This window comes from endosymbiont of Galathealinum brachiosum (assembly GCA_003349885.1).
In the GTDB taxonomy this organism is placed as follows: domain Bacteria; phylum Pseudomonadota; class Gammaproteobacteria; order SZUA-229; family SZUA-229; genus SZUA-229.
Genome location: QFXC01000007.1, coordinates 37,432 through 56,406, shown reverse-complemented (window position 1 = coordinate 56,406; position 18,975 = coordinate 37,432). Strand labels below are relative to the sequence as shown.

Annotated in this window: 16 protein-coding genes; 8 read left to right on the top strand and 8 right to left on the bottom strand. The window is 39.6% G+C overall.

The features are described 5' to 3' along the window. Positions 1–78: 78 nt before the first annotated feature. On the bottom strand, positions 79–2,298 hold the full coding sequence (locus DIZ80_02880; GenBank protein RDH84439.1) for an adenylate/guanylate cyclase domain-containing protein: 2,220 nt from the start codon (positions 2,296–2,298) through the stop codon (positions 79–81). 193 nt (positions 2,299–2,491) lie between these two features. On the opposite strand from DIZ80_02880, the gene DIZ80_02875 reads away from it, so the two are divergent. After that, the gene (locus tag DIZ80_02875; protein RDH84438.1) at positions 2,492–3,232 is read left to right on the top strand and encodes a pyridoxine 5'-phosphate synthase; all 741 of its coding nucleotides are present in this window, start codon (positions 2,492–2,494) and stop codon (positions 3,230–3,232) included. Positions 3,233–3,538: 306 nt separating this feature from the next. Here the strand turns inward: DIZ80_02875 and DIZ80_02870 are convergent, their stop codons facing one another. The 3 genes from DIZ80_02870 to DIZ80_02860 form a co-directional block, all read right to left on the bottom strand. Next, a complete protein-coding gene (locus DIZ80_02870; GenBank protein ID RDH84437.1) occupies positions 3,539–6,301 on the bottom strand; it encodes a hypothetical protein in 2,763 nt (920 codons plus the stop codon). Then, positions 6,298–7,305: a hypothetical protein gene (locus DIZ80_02865; protein RDH84436.1), complete on the bottom strand. Its 1,008-nt coding sequence runs from the start codon at positions 7,303–7,305 to the stop codon at positions 6,298–6,300. The genes DIZ80_02870 and DIZ80_02865 overlap by 4 nt, the downstream gene beginning before the upstream one ends. 86 nt (positions 7,306–7,391) lie before the next feature. Further along, positions 7,392–9,584, bottom strand: coding sequence for a hypothetical protein (locus DIZ80_02860; GenBank protein RDH84435.1), 2,193 nt, complete (start codon positions 9,582–9,584; stop codon positions 7,392–7,394). 131 nt (positions 9,585–9,715) lie between these two features. On the opposite strand from DIZ80_02860, the gene DIZ80_02855 reads away from it, so the two are divergent. From DIZ80_02855 to DIZ80_02830, 6 genes are all read left to right on the top strand, one after another. After that, positions 9,716–10,612: a cysteine synthase B gene (locus DIZ80_02855; GenBank protein RDH84434.1), complete on the top strand. Its 897-nt coding sequence runs from the start codon at positions 9,716–9,718 to the stop codon at positions 10,610–10,612. A gap of 80 nt (positions 10,613–10,692) precedes the next feature. Further along, positions 10,693–12,057, top strand: coding sequence for a 23S rRNA (uracil(1939)-C(5))-methyltransferase RlmD (locus DIZ80_02850; GenBank protein ID RDH84433.1), 1,365 nt, complete (start codon positions 10,693–10,695; stop codon positions 12,055–12,057). Beyond that, positions 12,054–12,857 carry an inositol monophosphatase gene (locus tag DIZ80_02845; GenBank protein RDH84432.1) on the top strand — a complete coding sequence of 268 codons (804 nt, stop codon included), beginning with the start codon at positions 12,054–12,056 and terminating at the stop codon, positions 12,855–12,857. Before DIZ80_02850 ends, DIZ80_02845 begins: the two co-directional genes overlap by 4 nt. Before the next feature lie 76 nt (positions 12,858–12,933). Continuing rightward, positions 12,934–13,728 carry a hypothetical protein gene (locus DIZ80_02840; protein ID RDH84431.1) on the top strand — a complete coding sequence of 265 codons (795 nt, stop codon included), beginning with the start codon at positions 12,934–12,936 and terminating at the stop codon, positions 13,726–13,728. Positions 13,729–13,737: 9 nt separating this feature from the next. Further along, on the top strand, positions 13,738–14,424 hold the full coding sequence (locus DIZ80_02835) for an HAD family hydrolase (protein RDH84430.1): 687 nt from the start codon (positions 13,738–13,740) through the stop codon (positions 14,422–14,424). A gap of 80 nt (positions 14,425–14,504) precedes the next feature. Further along, entirely contained in the window at positions 14,505–15,560 is a 1,056-nt protein-coding gene (locus tag DIZ80_02830; protein RDH84429.1) for a 3-deoxy-7-phosphoheptulonate synthase, read from the top strand. A 114-nt stretch (positions 15,561–15,674) separates the two neighbouring features. On the opposite strand, the gene DIZ80_02825 is transcribed toward DIZ80_02830, so the two are convergent. Continuing rightward, the gene (locus DIZ80_02825; GenBank protein RDH84428.1) at positions 15,675–15,863 is read right to left on the bottom strand and encodes a hypothetical protein; all 189 of its coding nucleotides are present in this window, start codon (positions 15,861–15,863) and stop codon (positions 15,675–15,677) included. Positions 15,864–15,916: 53 nt separating this feature from the next. Then, the gene (locus tag DIZ80_02820; protein RDH84427.1) at positions 15,917–16,306 is read right to left on the bottom strand and encodes a hypothetical protein; all 390 of its coding nucleotides are present in this window, start codon (positions 16,304–16,306) and stop codon (positions 15,917–15,919) included. A gap of 75 nt (positions 16,307–16,381) precedes the next feature. On the opposite strand from DIZ80_02820, the gene DIZ80_02815 reads away from it, so the two are divergent. Then, on the top strand, positions 16,382–17,605 hold the full coding sequence (locus tag DIZ80_02815; GenBank protein ID RDH84426.1) for an aminotransferase: 1,224 nt from the start codon (positions 16,382–16,384) through the stop codon (positions 17,603–17,605). A gap of 190 nt (positions 17,606–17,795) precedes the next feature. Here DIZ80_02815 and DIZ80_02810 read toward each other — a convergent pair whose 3' ends face one another. Further along, positions 17,796–18,176: a hypothetical protein gene (locus DIZ80_02810; protein RDH84425.1), complete on the bottom strand. Its 381-nt coding sequence runs from the start codon at positions 18,174–18,176 to the stop codon at positions 17,796–17,798. Between the two features lie 109 nt (positions 18,177–18,285). After that, entirely contained in the window at positions 18,286–18,924 is a 639-nt protein-coding gene (gene pdxH / locus DIZ80_02805; GenBank protein RDH84424.1) for a pyridoxamine 5'-phosphate oxidase, read from the bottom strand. Positions 18,925–18,975: the final 51 nt, after the last annotated feature.

Sequence of the window (18,975 nt, the reverse complement as noted above, 5' to 3'; positions counted from 1 at the left end):
TGTGAAATAGTGCTTATTTTTTAATATATAGAATCTACCAAAGTGAGCTAATCCGAGCTTACTTTAGTTAGATAAGCTTTACTTACTTGTGTGGGTATACACACCATCCCAGTTAGTTTCAGGTGGATTTGCGCGGAAAACAGCGATTCTATCCAGATAAATCTTATAAATCATTCTGTCAGGTTCCTGCTGACTTAACTGAAATAGTGACTGTTCAGCACCGTCCCAGTTCTGTTGTTTGTATAGTTTGAGAGCATGGTGAAATTCTTTAATTTGTTTACGCACCAGTTTGTCTACATTTTCAACTAAACCTACCGGTTCAAAAATAGTAACTGGTTTATCCTTGCCTTTTACTTTTACAATATCCAGCATACGATATTCAAACTCGGGAACCTCGTGACGTGTTGACTCATTAACAATAAAGTCGACACCATAATTTTTTGTCAGCCCTTCCAGGCGTGACCCCAGATTTACGGAGTCTCCTAGAACGGTATAGTCAACCCGGAACTCTGAGCCTTTATTACCAACGTTCATATCACCTGTATTGATACCGATACCGATTTTTATTTCTGGCTGGCCCTTTGATTTAAAATGTTTGTTCAGTTTATTTATTGCAACCAGCATATCCATACCAGCATTCAACGCATTTCTTGCATGTTGCGGATCTTTTAATGGTGCCCCCCAGAAAGCCATAATGGCATCACCCATATACTTATCGATGGTGCCCCTGTTAGTGTGAATAACTTCGGTGAGCGGTGTCAGGAATGCGTTAATAAAGGTAGTGAGCTCTTTAGGTTGCATTTTTTCTGAAATACTTGTGAAACCACGTACATCGGTAAAAAGTACGGTCATCTTCCTAACTTCACCATCCAGATTAATTTCTTTAAGATTGCGACTCATTTCATCAACAAGATCGGGCGGTACATACTGTCCGAAAAGATGAGTAAGCTGGCGTTTGCCCCTTGATTCTACAAAGAAACCATATGACATATTCATCATGTATAGCATAATAACTAGAATGAGCGGTGAGGCTATTGGCATAATAACCATTAGCTGGTTCCAGGCGTAATTATCCAGTAGCAGAATAACGCCAATTGTTAACGCTGCACTAAATGTGCTCCAGGCGGGTGATAACATGGGTAATGCGATAGTTAATATAATTCCCAGTAAGAAAAGCAGAAGAATTTCAAAACCAATCATATATTCTGGTTTGTGTTTTATGGTCTGATCTAAAATACCCTGAATTATATTAGCGTGAACTTCCACACCAGGATAAGCAGATTCAAGAGGTGTTGTTCTGAGGTCAAGTAAACCGGCAGCACTGGTACCAAAAATCGCAATTTTGTCTTTTAGTAAATTTCGAGCAATTGATTTATTTAAAATGTCAGCGGCTGAAATATAATCAAAAGTTTTTTGTTTTCCGACATAGGGCACCATCACGGCAGAATGCTCATCAACAGGGATAGCTATTTCACCGACATATACCCATTCCAGAGACTTACTGCCTTCAAATTCATCGCTTGAGCCATAACCGAGTTTTAAAATATTGTTCTGTAATGAAAGACGTGTGATTTCCAGTGCTAAAGAAGGGTATAACTTTCCATCATATGACTGTAATAATGGAACACGTCTAAATACACCGTCTTCATCAATTAAAGGGTTATCAAAAAAACCACCTGAGGTCGCCTGCTTTTGTAATGTGTCAATATTAGCGGTATAACCTGAAGGGTCTAAAAAATCAAAGCTCTTAATAATTTCAGGGGTGAACTGAGGGATAGAAGGAGGTAATAAACCTTTAGTCAGGTGTTTAGCATGATTATTAAAAATTATCCCTAATACGGTATTATTGCTCTCAAGGCTTTTGGCAAGGCTTTCATCGCGGTGCATAATGTCCTGATTATTATTAATAATACGCTGAAAATCTGCACTGCTTGAAATAGTGCTATTTGATAGTTGTGAAAGAATTTTATCACTCGGGTCTTCATCTTTTTCAGCAAATAGAATATCGAAGCCAAGTACATTTATATTGTAATAATCGAACAGGTTATTAACGATATTACCTAGTACATTTCGCTCCCATGGCCATTGCCCAATTTCTGCAAGGCTTTTTTCATCTATATCAATAATGATGACTTTTTTATCAATTTCTGATGGGAGTGAAAGCTGTAGTCGAAAATCGTATGAAAGATTTTCCATTGTTTCAACAAATCGAAGGGGAATAATACCACTGGCATTTGCAAAGAGAATAAAGGTAATAAGTAAACCCAGACTGTATCTAAAAATCCTCTGTTTAAACACTCTTTGCCCCTGTATATATTATTTTTGTTGTTCAGACATCTAAATATAGATATATCCTTAAGAACAATAGCAGAGAAGTAGGGGTACTTCCATATTACAGGTTGGTTGAAAAGAGTAATTAATAGGTAAGTCCTATTTAAACAATCCTGTATTTCTAATAAAATAACCATTCAAATTAAAACAGGATACTGTAATGCCAGATTCAAGCACAATTTTACTGGGTGTAAATATTGACCACGTCGCTACTTTAAGACAGGCAAGGGGTACACGTTACCCTAATCCGGTGCATGCTGCATTACAGGCAGAGCAGGCGGGAGCAGACTCAATAACGCTTCATCTTCGTGAAGATCGTAGACACATACAGGAAAGTGATGTACTGATGTTGAAAGATTCACTTTTAACTCATATGAATCTTGAAATGGCTGTTACCGGAGAAATGCTGAGTTTTGCTGAAAAAATTAAACCAAGAGATTGTTGTCTTGTACCTGAAAGTAGAGAAGAACTGACAACGGAAGGTGGTCTGGATGTGGTCAGTCAGGAAAGTCGTATTAAGGAAGCCTGTCAGCAATTAGCAGAAGCTGATGTCCGGGTTTCTTTATTTATTGATGCTGACCTGAGCCAGATTGAAGCAGCAAAACGATGTGGGGCACCGGTAATTGAAATTCATACCGGGCATTTTGCAGATGCAACAAGTAATGATGAAGAGTTAAAACAGCTCAAAAAAATAATTGAAGCTGTAGAAGTTGCTCATGACCTGGGCTTACAGGTAAATGCAGGTCATGGTTTGCACTATCATAATGTACAGGCAATCGCTTCAATACCACATATTCAGGAATTAAATATAGGTCATGCAATTATTGCAGAAGCCGTATTTTGTGGTTTGCAGTCAGCTGTGAGTAATATGAAGCAGTTGATGCTGGAAGCACGTTTTTGATGAGGAGTTATTAGTCAGAAGCGGGAGTTAACAGTTTTATTTAGATGATATTTTATGCTCTGTTAAGGCATATGTCTCTCGGGGATGGACCGCGTTTTTTGTGCTCCGATCCCTTATTGAAATCATCAAGAGGTTTACAGAATTGATAATCGACACTATCAGCTCTTGGTGGTATGGATTAAGGGGACAGAGCGCCAAAAAACGGTGTTCTTTCCCCGAGGGAAATGTTCCATAGCAGTACTCATCTTAATTAATAAATTAAACTGAATGTGTATCTGCTTCAGGGTGTTTTCAGAATATAAATTTCTATTGTGTATGAAAATTATTCTGATAGAACTCAAGTAACTCATCAATTGAAGTAATTACATTATCAAGTCCATTATCAATTTTTTTATGTTCTTTTAAATCAATAATATTTTCAAAATTTGCTGAAGATGCTAATAACGCAGGCACTCCACAATATTTTGTGCCGCCATGTAATTTATGAATATGCTTTTTTAAATCATCGGTATCATTATTTTGTCTGGCGGCGAGTAAATTTTCCCTGTGTATCGGTAATTCGCTAATTAACATTGGAAATAACTCATCAGCGAGTTGTTCATTGCCCCCCGCCAATTGTATTCCTAACTGTTTATCAAATATGTCATCTGTTATAACAGGGGTATCAGTCGCTTTTTCTTCATGTTTTTCTGTGTTCACCCAGCGTGAGAATACATCAAATAATTGCTGTTCAGTTATAGGTTTAAGTAAAATATCATTCATACCAGAATCAAAAACCTGTAACTGTTCTTCAGGCATCGCATTAGCAGTTAAAGCGACAATAGTTGTTTCTTTGCATGGGTTATCGGTATTACGTATATATTTAGCAGCACTAAAACCATTTAATTTCGGCATGTGTAAATCCATAAATATTAAATGAAAATGTTGTCTGGATGCTTGCTCTACCGCTTCCTGTCCATCTTCGGCTGTAATGACCTGAATACCATGCATTACGAGAAGTGTTTTAGCCAGTTTAAGGTTTATTTTGTTATCATCGACTAGTAATACTTTAATATGAGATAACTGTTTTTTATCAATTGCTTCTGATATTTTCTCAGATGGCATAATGGTATCTTCCTTGTCCGAACTGAATGAGGTGAAAATCTGATTTTTAAGCAGACTTGTTCTAGAACAGCGATAAATAATGTTCTTAAGACCTGCGCTTGTTAAATCCTGCGCATCATTTACATCAAATATGCTGGCCAGGGTAATGTAGGGAAGGCCGGTTGACTGTAATGCGTTTGCTAGATTGCCCAACATAAAATTATTTTTTATATTAACTCGACTGATTCCGGCTACTATGCCAGCAAGTTCATGTTCAGTGTCCGCATCTACCAGTTGTGGTAATTTATCTAAACGGCCTGTTTCAATAGTGTCAATACCCATGCTATTAAGTAAGGAGCGACTAGCAATTCTATTTTGGTCTACGGATTCAAATAAAATGACTTTAAGCCTTGTTGATTCTTCAGTTGATGAGCTACGCTGTGGATTTGAGGATAGAGGTACAGTAAACCAGAAACTGGAACCTTTATTCAAGTTGCTTTCAAAACCAATTTCACCGTTCATTAATTCGGCAAGTTTTCGTGATATTACAAGCCCTAGTCCCGTGCCACCAAAGTTTCGACTAATAGAAGTGTCGCCCTGAGTGAAAGCGGTAAATAAACGCTGTTTACTTAAGTCATCCATCCCCATGCCGGTATCGGTTACTGTAAACCGAATAAGCTCATTTTCATTGGGTTGAGTCTCAACTAAAACACGAATAATAACGTGACCATTTTGAGTGAATTTTACCGCGTTACTTATCAGGTTAATTAATATTTGTCGAATACGCGAAGGATCGCCCAGAATAGTTTCAGGTAGCTTTACTGATGGGTGGTATATTAGTTCTACGTTTTTCTGGTAAGCCATGGGAGCAAACATGGTTATGATTTCATCCATTACATCATCTAAGCTGAAATTAATGTTTTCAATATTGAGCTTTCCTGATTCAATTTTAGAAAAATCAAGAATATCATTAATGATAGTTAATAAATTACTAGCTGAGCTGCGTATGGTGTTTACATAATCATCCTGTTCATCGGACAAAGACGTTTTTCCGAGTAATTCTGTAAAACCTATTACACCGTTCATAGGGGTACGAATTTCATGACTCATATTGGCAAGAAATTCAGATTTTATTTTACTGGCTGATAAAGCCTGATTTCGTGCAAGATCTATTTCAATATTTTGAATTTCAAGTTCTTCCAGGGTTTTCTTTAAATCAGCGGTGGCATTATTAACCTGACTTTGTAAATCTGAGCGGATAAGTTGCATTTCACTGGCCATCTTATTTACACCTTCTTCAAGTGAGCCAATTTCGCCACCTGTATCTATCTTAATACGGGTATTTAATTCTCCCTGTCCAATTTTCTTCACGGCGTCGGTTAACCGTTGAATGGGGCTTACAACACTGCGACTGATACTGATGGCCAGGAATACGGTTATAAATAAACCGGAGAACGTAATAAGAAAACCTTTTATTAAACTATCAACTTGCTGAACCTGAGTAGACTGATCACTTAAAGTGACATGTACATAACCCAGATTATTAGGTGCTGTGGCTTCTGATTCATCTTCTGTAAAGAGCTCATTGTAATCAGAAAGATTAACATCGCTGCCCACAATGCTTGCGGTGTATGTAAATTCTCTCGGTGATATAAATACAGGCAGTATGGTTTCAGGGGGGGTTATTTTACGTGTACGGCTGATGAGTACTTCATTGTATCGGTTGCTAATAGTGATGTTTGTAACATCACTTTCCTGCAATGTATTGTTTATCAGGTTTTCAAGTATTTCAAGGTTGCCCGCAAATACACCATACTCACTTGCCGGAGACAGGTTGTCAGCTATTAGCTGTCCTTTAATATGTAGTGATTCTTCAATATATGCATAACGATTAAAGCTAAAATAGGATGCAAGTGATACTGTAATTAGCAATGTGGGTAACAATGCTAAAAACATGACCCGTTTATTGATGCCCCAGTTTCTCATTTGTTCTTCTCAGCTTTAATTATCTGATCAAGTATGGATTTTTTTGTTGCCAGCTTAATGCCCAGCGAGCGTGCAATATTTTTATTTAATGCAACTGAGAATTTTTCGGGGTAATAAACAGGTTGTTCAAATGAGTGTTTAGTAAAAAAATATTCAATGATGTTGGTTAACTGATTGCTTACCTGTTCTGGTTTTGAGTAAATGGCTGCAATAGCCCCGGCTTTAACATAAGCCTGAGAAAAACCGATAATGGGTAGTTTGTTACGGTAGGCCAGTAGCAGGATTCCACGAATAGTGCTTTTGTTATAAATAACCGGGTCAGGAAGCGTAAGTAATAAATCTACTGAATAACTTAAAGCTTTTAGTGACGCAGATAATTGATCTGAACTTTCAATCTTATCAGTTTGTATATGTTGCTCTAACTTGGTTGAGGCTTTTGTTAGTGCCTTTTTCAGGTCGTCAGTGTAGGGGCCTACGAGAATGCCCGTGTTTTTATGTGGGCCGAAAATAGCGCTTATTAAATGAAATTGCCGCTCAACTGGCTGGTCGATAAGAAGGCTGCTCCAGTTTTTCTTTTCGGGATAAGCCTCTTTTAGTGAGTTAGCAATATGGCGTGGTACCAGAGCGCTTAAGATCGGTTTATTGATTTCTGCTTCGAGAAGTTTTTTTGTTGTATTACTACCTATAGAGATTAGTAGCTGGTGTTGATTAATTTTTATCCGGTTAAGCCGTCCGGTTTCAAGCTGCGGTTTTATTATTAAATGATTAACCTGAAAACCTTTAGCTGAAACATCTTCTTGTATGTAATCGATTAGCTGCTGACTGAAACCATGAGCTTTCTGGTAAACGATGAGTATTTTTTTATCTTCAGTAGATGCATAAGTATCAGCTGGAATTATCAGAAACAGTAAACTTAAGATATATAACAATAATGAAGACGCAAGAAGCTGTAATGGCTTTACCACTCCCTGCTTGTCTCTATCAATGCTACCTTTCAATTTCATTCCTTGTTTATTCCCTGTAAATCACTCTTCCTTTTGATGAGCGTGGTTCAGGCCATGTCTATTAGCCCGATAATCTATTTATCAATTTAATTAAACTTAAAAGTAAGTTCAAAGTACCCTCTGGGATCCTGTTCACTCCCGGGTGTATCTATAGTTTGTTGTGTTGGGTCGGTGAAATTAGAGCGTGTGTAATCAAAATGTGTTCCACCCAGATTTTGCAGTATTAAGGAGAAGTCTACCTGTCCCCCGGGTGTTTTATGTGATTTACGTATCACAACATCAATTTTTGTATATTCTTCTGCTGAGCGATCCCGGAATGACTGGCTGGCATTTATTCGATCATGGGTACGATCTAACCAGTCCATATCGCCTACATGATAAATAGACAGACTGGTACTTATATCATTTTCCCACTGCTTCATTAACATAGCACCATAACTTCGTCTGGGAGTTGACTCTTCAACTCGCCCAACGACACGACTCTGCCTGGCTTCGGTAAGCGTGTCATTAGTTATTTTTGCTTCCAGTTCAACGTAAGCAAAATAGGCATATAGTCGCAAGGTATTAGAGATATGATAATCACTGGAAAATTCGAACCCTTCAGTTTTTGTGCTGTAAGCGTTAACAAAATCTTTTGCTCCGTTTCCGGAGTAGGTCGGACCAAAAAGGTCATCAACATTTTCAGTGGGCACATCGCCAATAAACTCAACTTCAGCAATTAACTTGTCGGTTTCATCAGAGAATATTTTGAAATCAAGTATCAGTTTGTTGTTTAAAAGCTGGGCCATCCAGCCTAGTTCGTATGACGTGATTTCTTCTGAATCTACATTGCCGGATGTATAAATAAATGGATCAACAATAACGTCGCCGCCGAGAACACTTTCTAATAACGGGTTATCAAGTGGCTGACCACCATCCTGAGTTAATTGCTCCTGTGCTGCGACATAACCATTTTCATCAAAAATCGTGGGTGTACGTGTTGCCCTGGAGCCGCTCAGACGAAAGCTATGCTGGTCTGTTAAGTGGTAAATAAATGCCAGTCTGGGGGCGAAATCTGAACCTGAAATATCATTTTTTTCATACATCAAACCCGCATTAATCAGAAAATCATCTGTTACGCTAAATTCCCCATGGGTAAAGTAACGATAAAGAAATAGTGAATTATCCGTATTCGGGTCAAACACATTATCGGCAATTACTTTGTCTGTTCGTACACTAGCACCTGAAACCAGACGTATTGAATCGCCAATATTGTAATAATAAGAGGCTTCCAGATCATGACGTTCAGATTCTAAATCAAACGTATCATATATATCGAAGTCATCTATATTGGTGAGTGGTGGTCCCAAAGCTGAAAGTGATATGGTCGTTAAAAATTCAGAAGTAAAGCTTTTGGTATAATTGTAAAAATATTGAACAGAGAAACTATTGCCATTATCTAAACTATGCTCAAGTTTTAAATGCTGAAACGCAGTTGATACATCAACATCGTTGTCTGTATCATCTCTATTTTCCAGCACATCACCATATTCGCTATCCTGTACACCACCTGAATAAAAAAGGTGTGTAGACAGGTCTATCTGATAATCAAGCCGGTAGCTAAAATAGTCTGTTTCTGTAAAGTCATTCAACAGGTCAGTGCCGGAATTATTTTTGGTGCCGACAGTTACACGGTAATCAAGATCATCGGCATGACCACCGAAACGGTAAATAGCATCGGCGGTATCATGTGAACCAACTGTGCCTTTAACATAGTGTCCCTGGTCTTCAGATGCATGTTTGGTGGTAATGCTCACAACCGCCAGAAAGGCATTATTACCATAAGTGGATGCGTTGGGGCCACGAATCACTTCGAGGCGCTCAATATCATCAATACTAACGACCAGATCAGACCAGGATACACCCGCCAATGTAGGCAAATATACCGAACGTCCATCTATCACCAGCTGTATTCGATTTGATAATCGATCACTATGGCCATGATAGGTAGCAACCGGACGGTTTCCGTTCAGGTATCCGACCGTGAAGCCCGGTACCAGTCTTAAAATATCAGGAATGGTCTGTGCCCCTGATGCATCAATCATCTGACGGTCAATAACCGTGGTCGCTACAGGTGACTCTTTAAGGGGCTGGGAAAGTCGGGTTGCAGAGATGATAACCGGCATATCTTCAAAGTACATATCTTCAGTACCAAGCATAGACAGGGTGTTATCAGAATTTGCTGCAAATAGGCCTGTTGGTAATAGCAGGAGGCTTAAATAGGGGAGTTTTGAATTCATTAAGTTATACAACGTCTCACTGATTTAATCTAAATATGTGATAATGTTCTGAATTCCCTGAAACTTTATAGTTATATTGCTGATTCTAGCAGCTTTTACTATAAAAACTAATTTTGAAAGTGACTTTTATAATGCATTCTGAAGAATTTCCGACGCTTGAAGACTTTGTCGGTAATACACCGTTAGTACGCCTGCAGCGTCTGGTGCCTAATAATAATACTGTTCTGGTTAAGCTTGAGGGCAATAATCCGGCCGGTTCGGTCAAAGATCGCCCGGCTATGAGTATGATTAAACTGGCTGAAGAGCGGGGTGAAATTAAACCCGGCGACACATTAATAGAAGCAACCAGTGGAAATACCGGTATTGCGCTGGCTATGGCAGCAGCGATTAAGGGTTATAAAATGGTGCTGATAATGCCGGATAATATGAGTGAAGAACGTCGTGCGAGTATGAAGGCCTACGGTGCAGAACTTATTAGTGTCACTCAGGAGCAAAGTATGGAGGGAGCCCGTGATCTTGCGCTGCAAATGCAAAATGAAGGCAGGGGAATCGTGCTGGACCAGTTTAATAATCAGGATAACCCGATTGCGCATTATGAAGGTACCGGGCCTGAGATATGGCGTGATACTAAAGGTAAAGTGACTCATTTTGTGAGTGCAATGGGTACAACGGGTACCATTATGGGCACGTCACGATATTTAAAAGAGCAGAACCCGGATATACAAATTGTTGGTGTACAGCCGGAAGAAGGTTCAAAAATCCCCGGCATTCGCCGTTGGCCTAAAGAGTACTTGCCAGGCATTTTTGATGAAAAGCGCGTGGATATTACGATTGATGTTGGTCAGCAGGATGCGGAAGATATTACTCGTCGATTAGCAGCAGAAGAAGGTATTTTCTGCGGTATATCCTCTGGTGGTGCGGTTGCTGCCGCATTAAAATTATGTGAACAGGTAGAAAATTCAGTCATTGTTTCTATTATCTGTGATCGAGGTGATCGTTATTTATCCACCGGAGTTTTTCCGGCTTAACAACATATTCGAAAGAAAACTATCTGATTGTTTCAGGTTCTTTTAAAACTGGATCAACAAAACGTTAAAGAATTATTTATATGTCAAAAAGAAGAAAACGCAGGGCTCGTCTGCCAGAAGATCTGGTTGAAGTAGAAATAGAATCATTAAGCCCGGAAGGTCGAGGGGTTGCCCATCATGAAGGTAAGGTGGTGTTTGTTGATTTTGCCCTGGCCGGTGAAGTAGTCGAGTTTAAATACAGTCGTATCAGTAAAAAATTCGATGAAGGGCGTGCAGTAAATGTAATAAAAGCATCTGCAGACAGAGTAAAACCTATTTGTGAGCACTTCACAGTATGTGGTGGCTGTAGCCTGCAGCATCAGGAACATGAGGCTCAGATTCATAGTAAACAGGATGCGTTGATGCAGCAGTTTCAGCATCTTGGGCAGGTAGAGCCAGATAAAATACTGCCACCCTTAAGGGGACCATTGAAACACTATCGGCAAAAAGCTCGTTTGGGGGTGAAATATGTGTTTAAAAAAGAAAAAGTGCTGGTTGGTTTCCGTGAAAAAGGTAATTCATTTCTGGCCGATATTTTAAACTGTCCTGTTTTACATGAATCGGTGGGGCTACGTATTAGTGATTTATCTGATCTGTTAATTAAAATGGATGCAAAAGCGACTATTCCACAAATTGAAGTCGCTGTTGATGATACAAAAACCGCACTGGTATTTCGTCACCTTGAAAATCTGTCAGACAATGATAAATCAGCCTTAATCGAATTTGCTAAAAAATATGAATTTCAAATTATGCTGCAGTCAGGTGGCCCGGATACGGTTACTGCGTTGTGGCCAGAAAACCCACCTGCTTTAAGTTATACATTAAAAGACCAGCAGGTCACTATAGAATTTCAGGTCAATGATTTTACTCAGGTAAATAGTGAAATAAACCAGTTAATGGTGACAAAAGCAATACAGATGCTGGAGCTTAAACCTGAAGATAAAGTGCTGGATTTATTCTGTGGTCTGGGTAATTTTACTCTGGCAATGTCTAAGCAATGTGCACAGGTGACGGGTGTTGAAGGTGGCGAAAGCATGGTTATTAAAGCCCGGGAAAATGCCCTTAGAAATAATATTGATAATGTAGAATTTTTTGCAGCTGATTTATCTAAAGATATTTCAAATGAACTCTGGTTGAATAAAGCGGGTGTCAGGCAGAAATACGATAAGATATTACTAGATCCTCCTCGTTCCGGTGCGATGGAAATGCTGAAGTATATTGGTAAGTTAAAAGCAGAACGTATAGTTTATGTTTCGTGTAATCCGGCAACGCTGGCTCGTGATAGCCATGTGCTGGTTCATGAGCATGGTTATACATTAGAAGAGGCAGGGGTAATGGATATGTTCCCGCATACTGCTCATGTAGAATCAATCGCATTGTTTACTAAAAAACTAAAAAAATCATGAAAGATATTTTGAACAAACTGGAAGAGATCATTAAGCGTAATGCTGCTGAGCAAATAATGCCCCGTTATAATCAGGTGGCTTATAGTTTTAAATCAGATGGTAGTCTGGTGACAGAAGCTGATTCTGAAATGCAGAAAGCCATGATTGAGAGTTTACAGCAGCAGTGGCCAGAATATGTGGTGCTGGGTGAAGAAATGACCGAAGCGGAACAGCAGTTGCAACTGGATACTGCAGTTGATGGTTTGTGGATTTTAGATCCACTGGATGGAACCAGTAACTTTGCCAGTGGTATTCCTGTTTTTTCGGTTTCTATTGCACTGGTTCTCAATAATGAAGTTGTTTTAGGTGTAATTTATGACCCGAATAGAAATGAAATCTTCAGTGCAATTAAAGGGCAGGGTGCCAGGTTAAATGGTCAGCCATTAGTTAGTCATACTGAACGTGAAACTTTAAATCAGTGCACTGCTCAGATAGATTTTAAACGCCTCACGCCGGATATGCGTGTATGTCTTTCTCGTGAGCACCCATATGCATCACAGCGTAATTTTGGCTCGGGTGCGTTAGACTGGTGCTGGTTAGCTGCAGGACGCTGTCAGATTAATATTCACGGGGGACAGAAACTCTGGGATTATGTGGCGGGGCAGTTGATCTTAAGTGAAGCAGGTGGTTGCGCAAAAACCTTTGGAGGAGATGCCGTGTTTAAAAAAACCTTAGACTCTCGATCGGTTATGGCAGCCGTTAATCTTTCATTATTTAAACAGTTGCAGAAGTATCTTACATCAATGGAATGTAGAAAATAATCAGCTTAAGTTAAGAATAAAATAAATTAAAACACTTAAGTAAAATAATTAACAGTAAATGAGAATTAAATAAAAAATGAGCGTATTTGTAATCAATGAAGATCAGATCAAAAAAATAATTTTAGCTTTTGTGGTGGCTGTGGTTATTAGTTTTTTATTGGGTTATTTTACGGGGGCTGGTAATTTGTTTAAGTCTGACCGTTCAGATCAGTTTGACAAGGCACAAACAAAACAGACTTCTGAAGCAGGCAAAGTGAAAATTGATCAGGCAGGTGACACGTTAAAGCCAGAAAAAAAGAATGTCTTGATAGATAGAGAAAAAGATGCAAAGGAATCTGCTGATAAAAAAGCGGCAGAAAAAAAGGCTGCCGATAAAAGAGCAAAAGACAAGAAAGCAAAAGATAAGAAAATAGCCGAAAAGAAAAAAGCTGACAGAAAAGCGGCTGAAAAGAAAAAGGCAGAGAAGAAAGCAGCTGAAAAAAGATTAGCAGATAAGAAAAAGGCAGCTGAAAAGAAAATAGAAGAAGCTAAAAAACAGGCAGCGATTAAAGAAGCGGCCAGAAAAAAACAGGCGGATAAAAATTTACAGGCTGATGGTGTAGATCAAACTGATGTAGAAGCTGTATCAAATGCACGATTCTATTCCATTCAGGCCGGCATGTTTGCCAGTGAAAGCAATGCAGGTAGTTTTATTGATAAACTATCAGAAAAACAGTTTGATGCTTATGTGAGTAGTTTTGTATCTAGTTCCGGTGCCACAAAATATAATGTCAGGGTCGGTAAGTTTGAGAAACGTGATCAGGCCAGAACTTTATTGAAGGAATTCCAGAAATCTTTTTCCTCCCCTGCTTACGTGGTTATTACGCATTAGAGCCAACCTATGTATAAGTTAATCTGTTTTGATCTGGATGATACACTCTGGCCGTGCATGCCAACTATTCAATTTGCAGAACAAACACTGTATAACTGGTTGGCCGAATTTAAACCTGAAATTGTCAGTGCTTACTCAATAGATCAATTAAGGGATAAACGTAAACAGTTAACCCGGCTGCAACCCGAACTGATTCATGACCTGTCTGCAGCACGACGTGTTCACCTTAAACAACTGGCAACTGAAACAGGTGATACGGATGAATGGGTAGAAACCGCTTTTGACGTATTTTATCAGGCACGACAACAAGTCACGTTATTCGATGATGTTTTACCCGTATTATCGGAATTGAAAACTCGTTATACATTAGTTGCTTTAACTAATGGAAATGCACATATCAGTAAAACCGGTTTATCCGATATTTTTGATTTTCAGATATCTGCAGCAGATGTACAGGCTGCAAAACCTGATCCCGCTATGTTTTATCATGCAATGGAAAAAGCAGGGGTGAATCAGACTCAAACACTTCATGTAGGTGATCATCCATTACATGATATTCAGGGAGCCAGAAATGCTGGAATAGATGCGGTCTGGATTAAGCGCTTTGATCAGATCTGGGATATTGATGAGCCGGAAGTAGACAGGCAATTTGTTAACCTGCATCAACTCAATGACTGGTTATCAGCAAGTTCTTAGATCAGAAAATGGATGGGGCCTCCAAAATCATTCAGATTCATATATAATGCCCAGCTCAATTAACCCATAATGAATTTTTCATGAAGTATAAAACTGACGACTTACGCATTTCCGGCTTACAGGAAGTATTACCACCTGAAGAACTACACCGGGAATATCCACTGACGGATGCCGCATCTGACACTGTTCACAGTGCGCGTCAGGCAATTCATGACATATTGCAGGGTGAAAGTGATCGTTTGCTGGTTATTGTTGGACCCTGTTCAATTCATGATACAAAGGCCGGTCGTGAATACGCCAATCTTTTAAAGCCTTTAATTGATGAGTTAGCTGACGATCTTTGTATTGTTATGCGTATTTATTTTGAAAAACCACGCACAACCGTTGGCTGGAAAGGTTTGATTAACGATCCACATCTTGATGACAGTTTTAATATTAATCATGGTTTGCGTCAGGCGCGTAGTTTGTTGCTGGATATTGCCGATATGGGAATACCTGCAGGAACCGAGTATCTGGATCTAATCAGCCCACAGTATGTTTCTGATCTGGTTAGCTGGGGTGCAATCGGTGCGCGAACCACTGAAAGTCAGGGGCATCGTGAACTGGCATCCGGTTTGTCCTGTCCTGTTGGTTTTAAAAATGGTACCGATGGTGGATTGAAAGTTGCTGTTGATGCAATTCAGGCTGCTTCTCGCCCTCACGTATTTATGTCATTAACCAAACAGGGGCATTCTGCCATTTTCTCAACCACTGGTAATGAGGATTGTCATATTATTTTGCGCGGTGGTAAAACACCTAATTATGATGCAAAGAGTGTTAAAGACGCAGTCGATCAATTGCAGAGCAGTGAGCAAAATACAAAACTGATGATTGATTGTTCTCATGCAAACAGTGAAAAAGACCATAACCGTCAACTGGATGTATGTCGTGATGTTGCGGGGCAGGTTAAAGCTGGCAATGGCGATATTATGGGTGTGATGCTGGAAAGTCACCTGGTAGCAGGGCGTCAGAATGTCGAAAATATTGAAGACCTGACTTATGGGCAGAGTATCACCGATGCCTGTATTGCATGGAATGAAACAGAAGTATTGTTAAGAGAATTAGCTGAAGCAGTACGAGATAGGCGTAAGGGTTAAAATGTCTGGGGTTGAATTCGGCCTTTTACGGCTCCACCCCTGTTGTGAGTTTTTACTACTTGCTGCGCATCGCGCTATATTTGTTAGCTAACGCCTACTAACAAAACTTCACTTTTAATCGTCAATTGAGCGATTCTGACAGCTCATATTTCCACAGTCTTTAGAGCAGTTAACCTGTTGATCTACTAGCATTTTTTGAAGCTGATCATGGTTTACTGTTTTTACAGAACGGCCAGTTTTGGAGTCTAGTAATCTCAGGCTCAGATTGGGGCAGTCGAGTAATGTTTCTATCAGGTCGTTCATGTTTTAACTCTTTAAGGGTTGTTCTAAATGAGAATTATACTCATTTAGAGTTTTTAAGCAATTAAATTTATCGGTTTCTCATCTAACCAGGCATGTATTGTATCAATAATTTGATCGGCAATTTTCCGTGCATTTTCAGGGGTATCACCCGTTAAGCCAGGAATATTGCAAACGGGAATACCACGTTTTTTAGCTGCAGCTAAATCTATATGGTCGCTTTTATCACCCGCAGCGATTAATAATTTCAGCTTAAACGTTTCACTAATAACTTTTGCGTTAATTGGTGTATTGACACTTATAATAATGTCTGCACGCCAGCAGCGATCATCAACGCCATCTTCGGTTAAGTCGACATACTCTAACCAGGCGAATTTTGGCAGGTTAACGGGAGGAAACTCAGGCATGCCTGAGAGCTGTCCACTGTCGACTAATACTATATTCATTAAAATCACTTTATATATAAATTTGCAACTTGTATGATGGCATAACTTAAATACCTTTGAACAATTAATAATTTTATGACCACCATATTAAAATCCGACAAACTTGATCAGGTTTGTTACGACATTCGTGGCCCTGTATTACAGGAAGCAAAACGACTTGAAGAAGAAGGCCATCGTATTACCAAGTTAAATATTGGTAACCCGGCGCCTTTTGGCCTGTGTGCACCTGATGAAATTATTCAGGATGTGATGCGTAATCTGGTTAACTGTCAGGGGTATTCTGATTCCAAAGGGGTGTATTACGCCCGTAAAGCGGTTATGCAATATTGTCAGGAAAAGGGTTTTCCCGAAGATGTTGATGTTGATGATATTTTCATTGGTAATGGTGTCAGTGAATTAATTGTTATGTCGATGCAGGCGTTATTGAATAACGAAGATGAAATGTTAATCCCTGCTCCAGATTATCCATTATGGACAGCAGCGGTGAGTTTATCCGGTGGTAAACCTGTGCATTACCTTTGTGATGAAGAGAATGACTGGCAACCTGATATAGCCGATATTGAAAGTAAAATTACCTCTAAAACCCGGGGTATTGTGATTATTAATCCGAATAATCCAACCGGTGCTGTCTATACAAAACAAACCTTAGAGGCATTAATCGAAATCGCACGTAAACATGAACTGATTGTTTTTGCGGATGAGATTTACGATAAAATTATTTATGACGATGCAGAGCATATTGCTTTAGCATCAATGGCTGATGATTTATTAATGATCAGTTTTAATGGTTTATCAAAAGCCTATCGAGTAGCGGGTTTTCGAGCGGGCTGGATGGTGATTAGTGGTGCTAAAGATCATGCTCGTGATTTTATAGGAGGTATGGAGTTACTGGCATCTATGCGCCTGTGCTCAAATGTGCCGGGTCAGCATGCTATTCAAACTTCACTGGGAGGACATCAGAGTATTAATGAGCTGGTTGCACCCGGTGGGCGTTTATACGAACAGATGGATTACAGCTGGAAAATGCTGAACCAGCTAGAGGGTGTCGGTTGTGTAAGGCCTAAAGGCGCATTGTATTTATTTGCAAAACTTGACCCTGAAATTTATAAAATTGATGACGACGAAAAATTCATACTACAGTTGTTACAACAGGAAAAAGTGTTACTGGTTCAGGGCACAGCGTTTAACTGGCCGAAAACAGATCACTTTAGATTAGTATTTTTATCACGCAGAGAAGATATGGATGGCGTGATGGAAAAAATGGATCGTTTCTTAAAGCATTATCGTGAAAATAATTAAAGAAAAGATCGGTCGCAATTTCTGCATCGATATTATCCTGTTAGGTTTGTTTTTTTAGAGCGGCGCAGGTTCTTCGCTCTCGGGGTCGGAGTCAATTTTGACCCTGTCGCATCCAGATATATTTGAGCCAAAGCGTCAAAACTGACTCCGACCCCTATTTGATTCCACAGAAGTCATTCAAAGTAAAAACCTACGACTGCAACATCTCAATAAAAACAAAATCCCCGGATTTACAGGGTTTTAACAGTGTTACATCTGTCACCGCATGCGCCCAGATATTGGTTTTTGTTGCCAGACGAATTTCGTCACCTTGCGATGCCGGCGTTTTACCGAAGCCAATTGCAATGCAGTCACCCTCAGTCCAGAATGCCAGCTCGCCTGCCTGAACAACATCTTTAGCATCATCCTCCAGTTCAGCCATAACGGGTGTTTCAAAATAAACTTCTTCACCCCAGGTTTGTGCTTTACTGCCAAAAGGAAGGGCATCTTTAATATTTCTAGCAGTTGGTGTATCAAGCAGTTCAGCTTCGATTTTAACTTTGCCAATGGAAATTAGAATTTTGTTACTCATGATTAACTCGTATCAGGGGGAAATGCTGTAAACCAAATTCGCTCCAGCAGTGATGTTCAGCTGTAGGAGCGAGTTTTAGCTCGCGACTGGGTAGAGAGATTATACCTGATTAAGGCTGTAAACGGGTTATTACCCATTTACCCGCTTCATCTAAAGTATAAGTAAAACGGTCATGTAATCGACTTGCGCGACCCTGCCAGAACTCAAAAGTGACAGGCGTTAAACGGTAGCCGCCCCAGTCATCAGGTTTACTAACTGCATCAGGATTATCCTGTATAAGTTGGTCAACTCTATCCTGCAGTGCTTTACGTGAGCTTATGGGATGACTCTGCTGGGAGGCTGCAGCACTAAACTGACTACCTAAAGGTCGAGAGTGAAAATACTCATCAGCTTCTTCAGCCGATAACTTTTCAACTTTACCCTGTATACGAACCTGTTGTTCAAACTCGCGCCAGTAAAATAACAGGCAGGCCTGAGGGTTTTCAGAGATCTGCTGACCTTTTCTACTTGCGTAACTGTTGTACCAGCAGAAACTGGATTCATCGAATTGCTTGAGCATAACAATGCGGGCATCAGGCATACCGTCTTTACCGGCAGTGGCTAAAGTCATCACTGTTGCATCTTTTAAGTTGGCTTTTTGAGCTTGTTCCAGCCATTGCTGCATTTGTGTAAATGGATTTTCATTTAGTTGATTTTTACTCAGGCTATCATGTTCATATTCACGGCGGGTATCAGCAAGTGTTGTCATAGTGTGTTTCGTTTATAAAAATTAAAGTGTAATAAAAAATATTTTAAGCGG